13 protein-coding genes are annotated in these 17,032 nt (G+C 42.9%); 4 read left to right on the top strand and 9 right to left on the bottom strand.

The annotated features are described in order from the left end of the window. Positions 1-424: 424 nt before the first annotated feature. A complete protein-coding gene (locus EJL04_RS02610) occupies positions 425-3,613 on the bottom strand; it encodes a pectinesterase family protein (RefSeq protein ID WP_125103979.1) in 3,189 nt (1,062 codons plus the stop codon). Between the two features lie 331 nt (positions 3,614-3,944). Here EJL04_RS02610 and EJL04_RS02605 point away from each other — a divergent pair, with 331 nt between their 5' ends. Beyond that, positions 3,945-4,625: a hypothetical protein gene (locus tag EJL04_RS02605; protein ID WP_021853976.1), complete on the top strand. Its 681-nt coding sequence runs from the start codon at positions 3,945-3,947 to the stop codon at positions 4,623-4,625. 73 nt (positions 4,626-4,698) lie between these two features. Here the strand turns inward: EJL04_RS02605 and EJL04_RS02600 are convergent, their stop codons facing one another. Together EJL04_RS02600 and EJL04_RS02595 are read right to left on the bottom strand one after the other, a co-directional pair. Further along, positions 4,699-5,175: a carboxypeptidase-like regulatory domain-containing protein gene (locus EJL04_RS02600; RefSeq protein WP_021853977.1), complete on the bottom strand. Its 477-nt coding sequence runs from the start codon at positions 5,173-5,175 to the stop codon at positions 4,699-4,701. A 1,072-nt stretch (positions 5,176-6,247) separates the two neighbouring features. Beyond that, complete coding sequence (locus EJL04_RS02595) at positions 6,248-7,537, bottom strand: T9SS type A sorting domain-containing protein (protein ID WP_125103978.1); 1,290 nt, start codon at positions 7,535-7,537, stop codon at positions 6,248-6,250. Between the two features lie 307 nt (positions 7,538-7,844). Between EJL04_RS02595 and EJL04_RS02590 the strand changes: the two genes are divergently transcribed. Then, on the top strand, positions 7,845-8,972 hold the full coding sequence (locus EJL04_RS02590) for an MraY family glycosyltransferase (protein ID WP_021853979.1): 1,128 nt from the start codon (positions 7,845-7,847) through the stop codon (positions 8,970-8,972). Positions 8,973-9,368: 396 nt separating this feature from the next. Here EJL04_RS02590 and EJL04_RS02585 read toward each other — a convergent pair whose 3' ends face one another. Together EJL04_RS02585 and EJL04_RS02580 are read right to left on the bottom strand one after the other, a co-directional pair. Then, positions 9,369-9,818 carry a lipocalin-like domain-containing protein gene (locus tag EJL04_RS02585; protein ID WP_053398153.1) on the bottom strand — a complete coding sequence of 150 codons (450 nt, stop codon included), beginning with the start codon at positions 9,816-9,818 and terminating at the stop codon, positions 9,369-9,371. A gap of 8 nt (positions 9,819-9,826) precedes the next feature. Next, a complete protein-coding gene (locus EJL04_RS02580; RefSeq protein ID WP_125103977.1) occupies positions 9,827-11,398 on the bottom strand; it encodes a capsule assembly Wzi family protein in 1,572 nt (523 codons plus the stop codon). Positions 11,399-11,666: 268 nt separating this feature from the next. Here EJL04_RS02580 and EJL04_RS02575 point away from each other — a divergent pair, with 268 nt between their 5' ends. Then, entirely contained in the window at positions 11,667-12,620 is a 954-nt protein-coding gene (locus EJL04_RS02575; protein WP_125103976.1) for a hypothetical protein, read from the top strand. Positions 12,621-13,038: 418 nt separating this feature from the next. Here EJL04_RS02575 and EJL04_RS02570 read toward each other — a convergent pair whose 3' ends face one another. After that, positions 13,039-13,545: a histidine phosphatase family protein gene (locus EJL04_RS02570; RefSeq protein WP_125103975.1), complete on the bottom strand. Its 507-nt coding sequence runs from the start codon at positions 13,543-13,545 to the stop codon at positions 13,039-13,041. 393 nt (positions 13,546-13,938) lie between these two features. Between EJL04_RS02570 and EJL04_RS02565 the strand changes: the two genes are divergently transcribed. Then, positions 13,939-14,538, top strand: a complete 600-nt coding sequence (locus EJL04_RS02565; RefSeq protein WP_125103974.1) for a DUF308 domain-containing protein — start codon at positions 13,939-13,941, stop codon at positions 14,536-14,538. Positions 14,539-14,632: 94 nt separating this feature from the next. On the opposite strand, the gene udk is transcribed toward EJL04_RS02565, so the two are convergent. From udk to EJL04_RS02550, 3 genes are all read right to left on the bottom strand, one after another. Further along, positions 14,633-15,244 (bottom strand): uridine kinase, encoded by a 612-nt coding sequence (gene udk, locus EJL04_RS02560; RefSeq protein ID WP_021853986.1) that lies wholly within the window; start codon positions 15,242-15,244, stop codon positions 14,633-14,635. Positions 15,245-15,331: 87 nt separating this feature from the next. Beyond that, the gene (locus EJL04_RS02555) at positions 15,332-15,910 is read right to left on the bottom strand and encodes a uracil-DNA glycosylase family protein (RefSeq protein WP_125103973.1); all 579 of its coding nucleotides are present in this window, start codon (positions 15,908-15,910) and stop codon (positions 15,332-15,334) included. Beyond that, positions 15,907-16,956, bottom strand: coding sequence for an endonuclease/exonuclease/phosphatase family protein (locus tag EJL04_RS02550; protein ID WP_053398147.1), 1,050 nt, complete (start codon positions 16,954-16,956; stop codon positions 15,907-15,909). Before EJL04_RS02550 ends, EJL04_RS02555 begins: the two co-directional genes overlap by 4 nt. Positions 16,957-17,032: the final 76 nt, after the last annotated feature.

The following is a 17,032-nucleotide window of genomic DNA, read 5'->3' as shown; positions in this document are numbered from 1 at the left end:
AAAGGCTCATCAAACAAACATTTACATTGTTATTACCTTGTTTTTTGATATTAGTTTTTATAAGTTTGATAGTTTTGCCTGCAAAGATACGAAAAAAATACATTCCACAAAACAAAATCATTATTTTATACATAAAAAATTTAAATATATAAAACCCATAATTTTATTAACATATATAAATCTTCATGAATACAACTACAACAAAAGATTGTTAATTAGGATGTAGGTAAAAAGGATGTGAAAGTATTAACTTTTCGTATGCTCAAATAATCAACAGATAAAAAGCGACGGACAAAAGGAACAAAATAAATGCAGCATAAAAATACAATGACAGACAGAGACTAATGCATACAAACATTCTAAAATAAAAATGGTGGATACACATTTAAGCGCATCCACCATTACGTCTAAAAGCCCTTAATAACTATCTAATAATTTTGGTTGCTATCTGCTTACCGTCTTTCAACGTTTCTACTTTAATAACAATACCTTTATAAGAGCTGCCAACACGGGCACCCTGCACATTGTAATATGATGTGCGGACAACATCACCACCGGCTACAACAGAATCAGATATACCTGTAGCTGTTGTTGAACCCGGGCCGAAACCTCCACACTCATTAGCAGCACGTACAGAATACTCAGAAGCATTTCCTTCTGTGATGTCATAAGAAGCTGATGTTGTCATTCCGACGAACTCACCATTTCTGAACACTGCATAAGCCAAAGCTCCGTCAACAGCATTCCATGTAAGTTTGTTTCCGTCAGCCTTCAGCACGTCCATGCTCTTCTGAGCCGTGTATGTTGCCGGATACCAGTTCCATGATTTAGAAATTGTCTCGAGTGAGTATTCTTCAGCCTGTTCAGCTGTAAGTATTGTTTCATAAGTATTGCTCTTGCTGTCCTTTGTAAATGTACAAACAAGTGAAGCTGGCGAAATAACCTTTCCGCTCTGATCCATAGTGTTATACTCTACAAATTTATCTGCAGGCACGTTCATTCCACCGAGAGTCCATCTGTTTTCATTAAGACGCTCAGGCTGCAGCAGAGTTGTATTTATGTAAGCACAGCGCGGGGTGTTGTTCCATGCACGGCCGTAGTTAAACTTCTCTGCCTTGCTGTCAATTGTACAACCGCTGAATACATAACCAAACTTGTTTCCCTCTGATGAATTTGTAGAAGGAGCAGTAAGCGTACATTCACCTGAGCCGTCGGCATTGCGGGGTTCTACAGTAAGTGTACAGTTGTTAAAGAACACATCACCCTCACCGCAGATAAAGTCTACCGTTCCGTGAATGTCAGAATTCTCGAAATAGAAGTTTGAGTTGCTGTTTGAATAATATGTGTCCTGATAAGAAAGCATGCGTACATTCTTGCAGACAGTGTGCTTACCCTTGTCCTGGATAACAACGGCACGGCCGGCAAATCCGGGTTTGTAGTAGTCGTAAGCATTCTTCAGGGTAAGATCCTGCAGATAAGTATTTTCACCTGTAATGAGGAATGTTGCAGAAACTCCGATACCTTCCTGCTCAGCCTCGTTTACGATTATTGTGTTATCCATGCTCTGACCGATTACAGAGATATTGTTTCCTGATATAGGTGTAAGCACGGCGTTACCGAGATCATAAGTTCCGTCCGGCACGAACACATAGGTACGTTTGTCTGAAGAAGAAGCTGCGTTTGCGATTTCAAGAGTTGTAAGGAAGTTACCGCCGTCGTTTGGTTTAACTACATAATAGCCCTGCTCGTTCATCTCAATAGGAGAATCTTCAACATTTGCTATCACGAGTTTGTGCAGATAAATTTCATTGCTTGACTTAAGAGTGACAGTTCCTGCCTGACCTTTATATTCGAGCATAACGCTCTTGCCGTCTGTTGAATCATATCCGGGAGCAGTAGCAACCTCATTGCCTTCTGCATCATAGAGAGTGAGTGTAGCATCCTGCTTGCTGTAACGGCACAGTGTTGCAATAATATAAGCATGACCGCCGACCAACAGGTCTATCTTGCCGTTTGACTCGAGTGTCCATCCGTGTGCAGTATCGTGGAACTGGGCCTTCTCAGCGTTAAACGCCTCATGGTCTTCATCATAGAAATATTCGTCAGTGAGATTGAATGTATAGCGTGCAGATGTGCTTTCTGTCTCTATTTCTGTAACACCTGCATAAAGATTAAGGTCAGAAGTAACGACATCATCTACAGTAAACTTACGTCCACCATCTGCCTCAGCAAACCAGCCGCGGAATTTCTTTCCTTCAGCAACAGTAACACCTTCATCATTTCTCAATGTAGCGATGCTTGCATCTTTCTCCACTTTCTGTGAATTTTCCAGCACACTTCCGTCTATATTATAATAGGTAAGGGTGAAGTAAGGCTTGTGAACGAAAGTAATCTTATATGTCATAACGTCCTCGTTGGCCTTCACCTTTATTGTAACGACAGATGTTTCGCCGACAGTTTCGTATGTAACGTCACCGTCAACCTCACCATTGTCGCAAGTTATGTCTGTTACAGGATTCTCCAAAGAAGGCAGTGGAGTTGCATTGGGCACCTCGATAGTTGTAGTCAGCACGCCGGCAGATGTCTCTTCGAAGATATCAGCTGCATGGTATGTCTCGTTATTGTAAGAGAAAGTTCCGAGAGACGGAGTAAGCGACATGTCTACATTACCATAAATGTCAAGCTGCAGAAGATATGCATTCTGATTGGTTGTGATATTAGTAAACTTCAGCTGACAGTTTGTTCTGTTGACATCACATGTAACTTCACAGCCGGCAGCCGGATTAGCCACACTTTCCGACAGGATAACCCAGTCGGCATCGCCGTCACCTTTAGCCCAAAGTTTCCAGCCACGGTTTCCGCCTGTGGCACCATGTATAAAGTGAACCTTTGTTACAGACGCAAGTTTTGAAGTAATAATATAAGGATTGTCGCTCTTTGCGGCCATCAGCATACCGCCAGTCCAATCAGGGAATTTACCAACATTATAGTTGCTTGCGCCAATCTGTGTATTGAAGATTGAGAATGATATCTCCTCATGGCTGTACTTGGTATTCCACTTTACAACTGTTTCTTCTTCTTTGGCAGCGGTCTCATAATCTCCCCATTCAGAAAAATTAGTAGAATACAATTCCTTTTCCTGAATGTTTGAGATGAATTTAACCTGAACACTATAAAGATAAGAACCTCCGGTTGCTATTACCTCAACATAGCCTTTCTCCAGATCCTTACTTTTAACATTATAAGTTGTTACATCTGACGTTGCAGCAACTCCGCCCACAGTAAACTTATACTGACCGGGATAAGACTTCACTGTAACAACATCGTTTACAGACTTTACAGGAACCTGCAGGATTGTTCCCTGATTAAACTGTGCATAATTGTTTTTCTCTGCGTTTAATTTGCCGTTTGTGGCGTCTACATGCAGCACAACACCATCAACGTTAGATTTCAGGTCGCCAGTCTTACCTTCAAAATTCGTACTGGCACAAATGCCTAAAGGACTGTTATGCTCCCAGTCCCACAACGCAGTAACATCATTCTGTGCCTTAGCTACGATTGCAAACAGCGCAAAAAGGCACATGAGGGTCACTTTTTGTAACGATTTTCTCATATTTAAATTAGGTTAGTTAATATATTTTAGTAAATTATTTTTCAATACTTTATATAAAGTTCGTTTGTTGCGTGCAAAGATATGAATAAAAAACAAATATACGATAAAAATTGATAAAAATATGGCGACAACTTCATCTTTAGTGAAAATGCTGATTAAAACCATTAACTCAAAACATGCAAAAAGATAAAATATTTTCGATTTTTATCCCTTAAGAAGCATCTTATTAAAATAAATTATTATCTTTGCAGCGAAACAACAAGCTACGTGAAATAGAATAAAATATTATATCTTTTTACAAATCAAATTATTAACTAAAAAATTAAGTCTTATGAAAAAAATTTTTACTCTTGTAGCAGCTGCTATGATGGCTGTATGTGCTAATGCGCAAGGAACTTACGCTGTACCTGACGATGGTTCAACACCTGAAGACAACATGGTGATAACAGACGTTGAGAACATCACCGTCACACTCGGAACCGGATTCAAGGAGAACAAAAGCAACACTAACCTTCCTGAATTTGTTGCCTACACACAAGGAAACAGCAATGCTGCTTTCGGAGAAGATGGTATAATTCCTGTTTCTGGAACATACTATGAATTCAAGCCTGCAGTAGACGGCTCACTGAAAGTTGGTGCCGTTATCGGTAACGGTAAAGAGTTCCGTGCAGTATGCGACGGCGCATATATGACACCTGGAACAGACTTCACTCTGGTTAACAAAGACGGCGAAACCGTTGAACTTGCAGAGGACAACACTCTCGCAGAGAAATTCTACGGATATGTAAACTTCGACGTTAAGGCAAACAGCACTTACTATCTCTACATGAAAGGTTCTAAGATGAGCTTCTACGGCTTCATCTTCTCAACAGGCGGATCTACTGGCATCTACGACATAACAAAAGACAACGTTGACGCCAACGCTCCTGTATACAACCTTGCCGGTCAGCGTGTAAGCAAAGAAACAAAAGGCATCCTTATCCAGAACGGCAAAAAATTCATCAATAAGTAAATAATATAGTTTACGTTATAATAAATGAAAGGGACAAAGCTCAAAACGACTTTGTCCCTTTTTATTTACACGATCAATAATCCTCCAGTATCTTTTCAAGACGCTTGCGTCTCTTTTCGTGCTTATGCCCCTTAAAATCAAAGAGCTTGAACATATCAAACGAGAACAAGCCCGACGGGGCCTTAAACTGTTTTGCATATTTAGACACCTCACCCTTTTTGATGCACACTATAGGTGCCTTTGCCGTAATGACAACCTCATCGAGCCTGTTGAGTTTGGGCATAAGCCATATTGTGTCACAAAGTTCCTTTCGGCTGTATGCTCTGCTTTCATAACTTACATGTGAAAAAGTAACGCCGTTACACGGCTGACTGATTACAAAACGTCCTCTCGAATCGGTAATCACGGTTCCTTTCGGATTGATATACACTCTTACACCGGCTATCTGACGTTTGGTCTCCATATCGAAGACCACACCTGTTATTTGTGCACTGCCATCAATGCATATCAACAATAACACGAGACAGCCAAAAAGTCTGACAAGAAACATACATCCAATATTTAACCTCAAAAGGAATTCATGCAAATATAAGAATTTTATAGGCTCGAAATAACATGGCAGACGACCAATTATAAAACTTTCACGTAGTTTTAAGCCCATTAAGACCATGAACAAGATGAGGTTATTCAACATGCATATATCCATATAAAGGAATATTCAATATAACAAATCAGCCAGACTATCTATCCGGATAAAAGCATCTGTTTGAGAACTATTTTTCACAATTTAAACCAACAGCAGAAATATAGCATAAAAAACTGTAACCATTTCTATCACTAAAGATTACAAATAGAGTGTTTACGTATAATTACACAACAATTCTTTAAGCAACTAACATCCATTTACATTCAAACTGTTAATGGCCGGTTTATGCATCGTAACTCGGCCACTTTTTAACCGTAAATGGCCGAGTTTTTATGTAAAACTCAATAGTTTATTTTTGATATTTTACAGTGTATCTAATTTTGTTTGCAGTATATTGCAGTGTACAGGATTTAGTTGACTGTTCTCCGTGTTAAAACTATATTTATTTCCAAATCTTTTTTAAATCCAAATCAGGTTGTCACCGCCTTTATTAAAGTTCATCTTTGGTTGTAGTTTGACCTGCGCATAAAGTTATAACACTTCATCGTGTAAAGATCACAGCCATCACTATTTTTATGGCATGATGACAGACTTATATAATAAACAAAGGAAATCGGACCGAAAGGTAATTAAACATCTTATTATATAATTAAAAGCATACCTCTCCTTCAACAAAGAGAAATATGCTTTTAATCGCCAAGAACGGACAGTAAAAAATATTATAAACCGTCCATGAATCATTAAGATGTTTTATAGCGGAGAATGCTGCTCCGTGAACATCTTCAAATTATAATGCTAACTTAAATATCTTTCTCATGCCGGCAGAATATGTATGCCCCAAACAAACACGGGACAAAATAAACATTCTCCTTTTTGCCAGATGCATCTTCCGCTCATTTACGGCATATCTAAAGTTCTGTCCGCCGACATCTATTATATCTCAGTTTGTGGATTTATGCGTTCACAATGTAGTCTGCTACTTTATGATAATCTTGCAGCTCTCGCTTTTTCCTTTCGTATAGACCGTTACTACATAAAGGCCTTTAACCGGAACATACAATGAGCCTCCGTCAATAATTTTGTCTGCTATTGTTTTTCCGCTAAGATCTGTTACCACAATTCTGCAGGCGCCGTCTACAGAAGCTGAGACATTATGGCCTGACACAACAAGCCCAATTTTGTCTTCCTGCAAGACTGAGCCAACAGATACAGTACTTTCATCTTGCCAGCTTAGTAGCGGAAATCCATTATTGATGCCGTTTGCGTCTTTCTTCCATGCATTTTGCCCGTTGTCAAGCGCATACAGGAAATTATCGCTCTTCATCTCGTCTGCCGTCTTCTTGACAACAGCACTATTATCATCAGCGGCTCCTTCTTCTGTTTCAAGATAATAGCAATTTTCTATTACAGCACCGTCTTCTGTAGTGCCTACAACAGCATTGCCAGTAAAATCGCTTAATATCTCTCCACAGTTATAGCAGTTTCTCAATGTACCGTCTACCAGGAAGCCGACAAGTCCGCCTGCAAAAAATCCGGTAAAGACTATATTGCCCCTGTTATAACAATTTTCGATTACTCCTCCACGGTCTACATATCCTGCAATGCCGCCTAGGTCTGTACTGCCCGCAATATCAGCGTCATTGATGCAGCCAGACACCGTGCCGCCATACATTGTGCCGACGATGCCACCCTGCCCCAGGCCCTGGGTTATTGCTATAGATGCCTTGTTTACGCAGTTCTCAATCCTGCCGCCGGTCATTGCTCCAACAACAGCGCCAGAGCCGTCGGTGCCTTCAACAACCGAATTTTTGCCTATTGTAAGATTCTTCACTACGGCATTTTTTGATATACAAGCAAAGAGTCCTGTGCCGCCTACGCTGTTTTGGGCGTCTATAAAATATATGTGCACGTTGTCCACGGTTTTACCGTTGCCGTCAAAAACGCCTAAAAAATATTTTGACTCGTCAATCATCTGACCCGGATTTTCCAGATCAGCATACTCGTTAAAAAAGCCTATAGGCGAAAACTTGTGCAGTCCACCTCCCATGTCAAGACTATTTACAAGTTTAAAGAACACACCCTCATAAGTTTCTCCGTCAGTAACAGTCTCTGCCATATAAGCCAGATTTTCTCCTGTCTCAATGAGATACGGGTCTGCTTCGGTTCCGCTTCCTTTTGTCCAAGCCTTTGCAGTACCGTCCCACACCTGTGCATTTGCAACCATAAATGCAAACAAACTCAAAATCGTAAAAATGATTTTACTCATAAATCTAATTAAGTAAACTTGTATACATCTGTAATTTGTGCAAAACTAATTATATTTTTGCATAAACAAAACATTCTGTATTAATTTTATACCATATTGCATATAATGAGGTATGCAAAAAGTAAATTATGAGCATTAAGTATTACTGATAGAGGAAGAATGGAAATATTATATCAACTGATAAAATAATGTTTTCATCAGTTGGGACAGCATAAATGTCATATAAATTTAAAATAAATTCATCCAGTCATGCAATATTTTAAGATTATTAGGGTTTTATAAGAAGTAATCGCACTAACGAAATCTTATGAACATCTACATATTATGCATTATCGGGGTATTCATCATCAGTGCCATATGCGGTTTTTTGTTTATCCCGCTGATACTTAACTTCTGCAAGTCGCGTAAGCTTTATGACATACCCGACGCACGAAAAATACATCACAACGCCATTCCGCGGCTTGGAGGAATATCCTTCATGCCCAGCATGCTGCTGTCGTTTGCCGCAGCGTTGTATGTAATCAACACTACCGACAAGCAGGTAACAATCAACCTGTGGAGCATTTATTTCCTGCTGAGCATGCTGATGATATATGTAATGGGCATAGTTGATGACATTTTGGGGCTGTCGCCGCTCATCAAGTTTATCGTGCAGATTATCGCAGCCTGTGCCCTGCCTTTGTCAGGACTGTATATCAACAATATGTACGGCTTTTTCGGTATTCATGAGATTCCTTATTATATAGGTTTTCCTCTGACGGTGCTTACTATTGTGTTTATCGACAATGCCATCAACCTTATTGACGGAATAGACGGCCTTGCGGCCAGTTTGTCAATAATAGCCCTGTCTGGTTTTCTCTATATGTTCATCGTTCAGAACGTATGGAGCTATTCTATACTGATTGCAGGCCTGATAGGTGTGCTTGTGGCATTTATGTATTTCAATCTGTTCGGATCGGCTGAGAACAACCGAAAGATATTCATGGGCGACTCAGGAAGCCTTACGCTGGGTTACCTGCTCGGTTTTCTCTGTATAAAATATTCTATGAACAATACGGCTGTGATGTCTCACCATAAGTTCGACTTCATCATAGCCTTCACCCTTCTTCTGGTACCCATGTTTGATGTTGTCAGGGTTTTCATGATGAGGATTTACCACAAGAGGTCACCTTTTTCTGCCGACAAGACACACATTCACCATAAGTTTATGAGTGCCGGATGCACTCAGCACAAAGCTCTTGTAGCAATATTGCTATTGGCTGTATTTTATGTTGCAGCCAACCATTTCATGCTTATGGCAATGAGCAACACTGTTGTGTTTATCATAGACGTGTTAATATACATCGGCGTGAACCTTGCGCTCAACTATATAATAATGAGAAAGCATTCGCACGTAGGCGATATAAAAGTTGTTTCTGAGAGAGTTAAAAGTTAAACAAATATCATCAAGATTATTAAAAGCGTCCATTTGCAATGCGAATGGACGCTTTTTTGTTTGTATAACATCACCTTTTAAAATGCAGGAAACAATCTTTTACAAGCTACGGAAAATAAAGATAAGATAAACATGTCGCTGCAGCCATTACTGCATAAAAATAAAAATGTGGCATGAGCCACCTGAAAATGCCATTTTAATGTTCAAAATACTAAATCAAGAAACATCAAAATCACGGCACTCGGCTCATGCCACAGATATCAAATAATTATAATTTACATCACCCAAAAGCGTGGCGCCAATTGTATATATCCCACAAACCCTCAAATAGGGTGGCCCAAAACCACAGATAAATATTTACACTTGTATCTTACGGAGTACAAGTTTATACCCTGACTACAATTTTTTGAAATACATACGATAAGTACCCGACAACAATATCATCTTGTTTCCACTAAGACTTTCTATGGTATACGTCTCGTCAGGCGCCACAATTCCAAAAGGATTAAGCAGCGTAATGTCCTCAAGGGGCTTGTCACCATTTTCACGATCATAAATATAAGGATCGTAAAGACGCAGGGTGGCACCATTATGTTCAAACCTCATCAACAGGCTCTGATGCATCCCCGACTTATCGTCGAGCTGCAACAGCCTGGCCTGAAACGACCAGTAGATTCGCTCATTGCCAAGATCTGCTGTGGTCGACGTGGCCAGCGTGTCTACTCGCGTCAAATGCCACATACCGTCAAGGTCGCCATTGTCCAGCGTCCGTATCTCACACGCCCCAAACATCATGGAAACAACAAAAGCTATAAAAATATTTATGTAACAATGTTTCATCTTCATATACGTAATTATAAATTAAGAAGTCCGGTCTTTGCCACCGTCAACTGAAATCCGTAATTGTTGCCAAGTATGCTGCCAAGATCCATGCCATAGGCACCCTTAACGCTCCATCCCTTCAGCAGTTTGCCGCCGAAGGCGTATTGTCCCTCAAGCATAAAGCTGAAATTGTGGCGGCTCTTGCCATACGGATCGTCATAAGTACCCAAGCCTTCCTGCCACGAAGCCAGCAATCTATATGTAAAGCGCTCAATAGGACATCCGTCTATACCGAGATGGAAAGCCATGAAGCGGTTGTCCTTCACACATATCGTGCCGTCAGAATTATACAGCGGCGAACGGTAGAGCGGATTGCCCATCACCTGTCCCCAATGCTGCCAGCCTGTATATATTCCGTGATTATAGAAATTATCCTTGCCGCCAATATGGTCGGGTATCGTACTTGTATGGTCGTGATAAATAGGACCGCTCTGATATTTCGAATAAATATACTCAAACACCACGCCGTTCACCCATCTGTCATAGTTCATTCTGAACTCTGCACCAAGCATAATGTCTTTAAAGTCATACAGAAGATAGCGGCTTTTCTTCTTTTCCTGCCACTCGCTTCCCTCGCCATATCCGTCATAGTCAACCAGGAACATGGCTGAATGATCTTCAAAATATTTGTCGGCATAGATGCTGAAACGCCACAGGTCTTCTTCCCAGTTAAGGCGCACGAGCCAGCTTCCTACCTGATTGCCTTCAGCGTTCTGATAAGTAGTCTCGCCAACATCAGCCCCGCCAGGAATAAAAGCATTCCAGAATGCACTGAAACCGGTGTCGCCCTTTATGGCTGTCATGCCTCCATTTCCGTCAGGAAGATACGACGTTCCGCCGAAAGTTGAAGCCATCTCAAGTCCAAGTTCGAACGAGAAAGGACAAAAGAAATTCTCATTTCCAAACTTCAAATATCCTGCCTTACTGTGATACAGCACATTATCGGCATATTTGCTCTTCTTTCCTGTAAAGTCATGCTGCCATCCGTCATCAGTCATCATTCCGTAGGCAATGTGTCCCTTTAAGTGCAGCCAGCCGTTGGCAAAAGGCAGAGTCCAATAATCAGGCAGAGCCAGACGCACCTGTGGCACAGGTCTTGCGTTAATGCCGAACGTCTGCGAACCGCTGCTCAGGCGGTCGTCCTTCAGCTCCATTGGATACTGTTTGCTTCCGACGGTAAGCACTCCATGAAGCCAGCGTGCCTCAACGAAAGCCTGCTGGACAACGAAATTGCTTGTATAATTATAAGGCACGGCAAGATCTACACCATAGCCTACTCCCCACCGTCTGGCCGAATCAGTGCGCAAAGGCCTGGACAGGCCAGCCCTGACATATCCGTTCGTTTCGTCGAGCGAGCTAAGTCCGTATCTGTTGGCATTGAGCCAAAGCGGCGTACTTCCAGAAGAGAAGTCAGCCTGCATCTCCACATTATATTTAAGTCCCTTGTCGAGACGCAGTTTCTCAGGCTTGTCTTCTTCCCATCCTTGTGAAAAAGCCTGACCGGCAGATGACAATAATAATAAAGCGAGTAATAATGATTTCATCAAAAACAAATTTTAATATATAACGCCATTTATTAAAAAATATTACATTTACCATTCAAAAGACTTATATCAGCCTTTAAATAAAGGATTTACGACACACAATCAGATATAAAACAGCACTGAATATAACGTAAAAATACAGCATCTGCATGCAGAATAAACACAAAATAGGGATTTTCCCCCTTGAAGTTAGGGAAAAACCTTTTTACATATGAATAATTATAGCTTTCTTTGCATACGGTTAAAAAGAAAACAGAAAGGCTTTGACATGAACAAGTTTATAATAATACTGACAACCCTGCTGACACTCACCACCGCAACAAAGGCGATGAGTTATAGTCAGGCACGCGAACAGGCACTGTTTCTGACGGACAAAATGGCCTATGAGCTGAACCTGAACGAGGAGCAATATGATGCAGCATACGAGGTGAATCTCGACTATCTGATGAGCATCAACACATACGATGACCTGTACGGCACATACTGGACACAACGCAACCTCGACTTCAGCTACATTCTGCTCGACTGGCAATACAGGGCATTCTGCGCCGCAACATACTTCTACCGCCCGCTTTACTGGACCTCCGGAGTATGGCACTTTGCAATTTACGCCCGCTATCCACGACGCGACTACTTCTACTTTAGCCGTCCGACTGTATACATATCATATCGCGGAGGCCACAGCTGGCACCATAACGGAGGATGCAGCTGGTATAAAGGGCGCACGTTTAACCACGGAAGTATAAACAGAGGCCACGGCATGAGAGACAGATTTGACCGCGGCGACTACGGAAGAGGCCATAAAGGTGCTTTCTCCGGAAGAGACAGAGACAACAGGCGGCCAAGAGAAAACGGATGGGGCCGCAACTTCAACCGCAGACCTGAAAACATAAAAACCATTCAGAATGTAAAAGGGAACATCAACGGAAGCAACCTGAAGGGACAAAAAAGTTTCAGAAGGAACAACCGTGAAAGCAGTACGCGGACAACAGCAAGGCCGAGACCAAACGGCAACGGAAGCATAAACTTCAACGGGAACAGGAGGCAAGGCGTCAGCCGCCAGATTAAGACTCCCAATAATACTTTCAGTCCACAGAGGTCAACCAAGAGCTTCAGCGGTAACAGAAGCACTCCCACACGCTCATTTAAGAGCAGCGGAAGCAGCAGCCGAAAAAGCTCATCTGGCGGAAACAGCGGCAGACACTTTGGCGGACGAAGATAAAAGCAAAGCCATGCAAACAGACAATATCATAACAGCATGAGCCCGGCATCATTGACACAAGAGAACAATTTGCCGCAAACATAAACGACAAACAGGGACGTTAACAAAGAGTAATGCTGCCGACAAGAGGAAGAAACATTAAAACTGATAACAAAATAAGTGACTGTTGAGGACTGAAATCTGCAATTCCTACAATAAAGACTACTTCTTAAACAGCAAGATACATGGTCTTCAACAGTCCAAAAACACCAGGACCGACAGGAGAAATCCTCGTCGGTCCTATGTATTTTGCCGTAATCAGCGCCTTATGCAATCGCATAATACGGACAATACTGCACCTACGGAGAACATCTGACGGCAACAGGCAACAATCAGATGGACTGCCATAAGCGCCCGGCAGACTTATATCCTGCCAAGACTAAAGCATCAGCTGCCTTACCTCCGTATTGCGCATAGGCGCAATATCCTTCATTTCCTTGTCATAAAACACAGCCTGAATGGCCTTGTTTATAATGCCATGCCCAACGGCAAGCACTCTCTTTTCAGGAAAATTCTCACGTATAAAATCAATAAAGCGCCTTGCCCTTGATTTCAAAGCGTCAATTGTCTCTATGTCATCGGGCCATTCAACATCCTTCAAGTCAGGTATGTAACGCCCGGTAAAACTGCCCCAGTCGCGCTCTCTGAGCAGTTCCGTGGTAATAACTTCAGCCCCGTAAGGCTCTGCTAATATTCTACATGTCTCAACAGCACGCCACAAATCGCTCGCCACAAAGACATCTATATGCTCGGATGACATCTGCACAGCCAGTTCGCGGGCCTGCTCACGTCCTTTTTCGTTAAGCTCGCCCTGTGTCTGTCCCTGCATGATGTGGTTTGCGTTGTCCACAGTCTCGCCGTGCCTTACAAGATAAAGCGTTGTCATATTTCTTTAGTTTTCAAATCAATGCAAAGGTAATACATAACGAGAACAAAACAAAATAAAAGTCAGCTTAAGCCTGATGTTATCTGTTTTTTAGCTGACGGCAGGACACGAAAGCCTTTGCATGCATATTAACAGCACCCATATACAGTGCCGGCAGCGGGATAAAATCAAGCCGGACACGGCCAGCATCACTTTGTTATCATTCTTTGTATAAAATAAGTTAAACTTATTGTAAACAAAGACAAAACGCACTATCTTTGTAAGAAAGAGCAAAGAACTTACAGCCAGAATGCCGCATGGCCGGCAGGAAGAATAAAACGGCATAATGGCTGCATGACAATAATAATCCTTAAGGACTATATATAAAAGAAAATCTAAATAAAATCTACAGACATGAAAGTATTGCAAAGTTCTGTTTTTCGCGCTATATGCGCAATAATTATCGGCATACTGCTGATAAACAACCCCGACAACACCGTGAAAGGCATAACCATTGCCATCGGACTGCTGTTCCTCGTGTCGGGTGCAATATCGTGTGCGGTATATCTGAACGCCAGGACGCACGCATCAGACACTGAAATTTACGACGCTCAGGGACGACTTATTGTAACGGGCAAGCCTACATTCCCTATTGTAGGAATAGGCAGCGTGCTGCTCGGTCTGATACTGACCATAGTGCCCGGTCTGTTTGTCAAGTCGCTGATGTACTTTCTCGGAGCCATAATCATCCTCGGAGCCATAAACCAGTTTATGGTTCTGGTCAATGCCAAAAGGATGTTCCGCGTGCCACTGTGGTTCTGGATATGCCCATCGGTGATATTCCTCACTGGCCTGCTTGTGCTGATTAAGCCAATGGAAACGGCATCGCTGCCGCTGCTTATCATAGGATGGTGCCTGCTGCTGTACGGCGCAACAGAATGTGTCAACGCATTTAAGATTCACCGTGAGCGCAAGCGCATCGAGACAAATCTGACAATAAAGGACAAAGACTAATAACAATAAAGGCTGCCGTGACAATGTCGGGCAGCCTTTATTGTTTTGTTATAAGAATGATGTCTAATGCCGTCAACGCTACAATGAAGAGGCATTAAACGTTTACAAGACTTTCTATGTATTTACAAAGGATGTTTATTCCCTTATGATTCTCTCCACCCTGCGGAATTATGAGGTCGGCATACTTCTTTGTAGGCTCGATAAACTGTTCGTGCATGGGCTTAAGAACTTCGAGATAACGGCTGATAACCATGTCTACGGTGCGCCCGCGTTCGAGTACGTCGCGCTGTATGTTGCGTATCAGACGCTCATCCGAGTCGGTGTCAACAAATATCTTCAGGTCCATCATGTCGCGCAGTTTCTTGTTGAGCAGAGTCATGATACCTTCAATGATTATCACCGGTTTCGGCTCAACGTGCAGCGTCTCTTTCAGTCGGTTACACTTGATATACGAATATGTAGGCTGCTCAACGGCCTGTCCGTTTCTCAGTTCGTTTACCTGCTTGATAAGCAGTTTCCAGTCGAAAGCGTCCGGATGGTCAAAGTTTATGGCATGACGCTCCTCCTCGGTCATGTGCGACGTGTCGTTATAATATGAGTCGAGCGGAACCACAACCACATGATGCGGCGGCAGCGCCTCGGCTATCTTTCTCACAACGGTGGTCTTGCCCGAACCTGTTCCACCGGCTATTCCAATAATGGTCATACTCTATATGTTTTTAGTCGCAGGCAGTTGTCTTATATTTAATAAGGTAGATATGCCCTGCGGATTTATGGTTAATAACTTTATTGCTTAAATAAGGCCAAGTTGCCTGAAGGCTTTTTCATAATATTCGGCCTTACGCTCAATCTTCATCGGATATGCGCGCGAACTACTCGGCATGCGGTATAGCGTCAGACTGCGGCCTAAGGCAGAAAAGCCGACGCCCTCGCCCACCTTCGGCTGCTTTATTCCGAAGTAAGAGGCAAATGTGTCTGTGGCCTTCTGTCCCGTGGTTATCACGGCGCGACATGTTGGTATGGAGGCCAGCAGCGAGCCGAGGTCGGTGGCTTCAACAATCTCAAGGTCTTTGTCTGATGCCGTATTCTTTGTGCGGCACACCTTGCACGCCGTGTCGTAGAGACCTATGCCCTTTTCGTTAAGGAAACTGATGATGTCCTCACGTCGGAAAGTCTTCGCCTCACTGTCTACAAAATGCAATTTGTCGCCGAAGAATATATGGCCGAATATGCGCCACATGTCATTGATGAAGTTGGGATAAAAGAAATCCATACACCAACGGTTGCGTGCCGGCGGAAAACTGCCGAGCATCAGCAACCGTGTGTTTTCAGGCAGAAAAGGCCTTAGCGGATGTTCTTCTGTTACGCTCATTTCTGCTCTTTTACCAAGTAAACAACAACAGGCAGGTGGTCGCTGTATCCGTCGAGCCAGATGCCTCCTCCGTGTGTACGCTTAGGCGTGCCCTTGTATTTTCCTTCATTGTTGAAGAGATAGTCACGGCGGAATATCTGATTCTTCCAGAACTTCAGTGTCGAGAAGTCTTTCTTGCCGTCGCGGTTAAGCATGTTTGGCGTAAGCACTATCTGGTCGAAAAGATTCCATGAGCCCTGATATGAGAGCGTGCCCACGCCCTGCTTGGTCAGGATGTTATACCACGGATTATACATGTCGCCGTCCTTTACGTCCTTCACTTCGGCCTTTGCTCCCAATATGTCTTTCATGCTCTTGTTTGTCGGGTCGTCGTTCATGTCGCCCATAACGAGCACCTTCATTGCCGGATTCTCGCTGACGAGCGAATCCTTGATGTTCTTGACGAGCTGTGCAGCCCTCTCACGATATGAAGATCCTGAGAAACGGCTCGGCCAGTGGCACACGATGACCGTAACAGGCTCGCCTGCAAGCTCGCCGGTAACGGTGAGGAATCCGCGCGTGCGGAAGTTGGCAGGCATGGTCTCGTCGGGAATGTATGGCAGCAGCGTAGACTTATTGACTGTGAACATAGACGGATTGTAGAGCAGCGCACAGTCGATACCGCGGCTGTCGGGTCCTTCAATATGTACATATTTATATCCACGCGCGCGAAGAGGCTCCTGCGCCGTAAGGTCGTTGAGCACATTGGCGTTTTCAACCTCAGACAGTCCTATCACAGCACATCCCACGTCAGGCAGCACGTCGGTGCCCATATCGGCCAGCACCTTGGCCATATTGCGCAACTTATGCGAATACTTAAGACCGTTCCAGCGCGACGAACCTGTGGGCAGATACTCATAGTCTTTCTTGCCTTCATCATGACATGTGTCGAAAAGGTTTTCCTGATTGTAGAAACCTACGGCATACACTGAGTATTTTTTCTGTGCAAAACTGCTCACGGCAACAAGCCAGAGAGACAAAACAATTAACAGATTAAACTTTTTCATAATATAAAAATCATTGTTTCTTCAATACAATTTTCTGATTTATCCCCCATGACAATGCTGAAAGCATGGCTTTTCG

The organism is Prevotella marseillensis, from assembly GCF_900625065.1.
Classification (GTDB): domain Bacteria; phylum Bacteroidota; class Bacteroidia; order Bacteroidales; family Bacteroidaceae; genus Prevotella; species Prevotella rara.
This window is presented reverse-complemented; position numbering and strand designations above follow the sequence as displayed.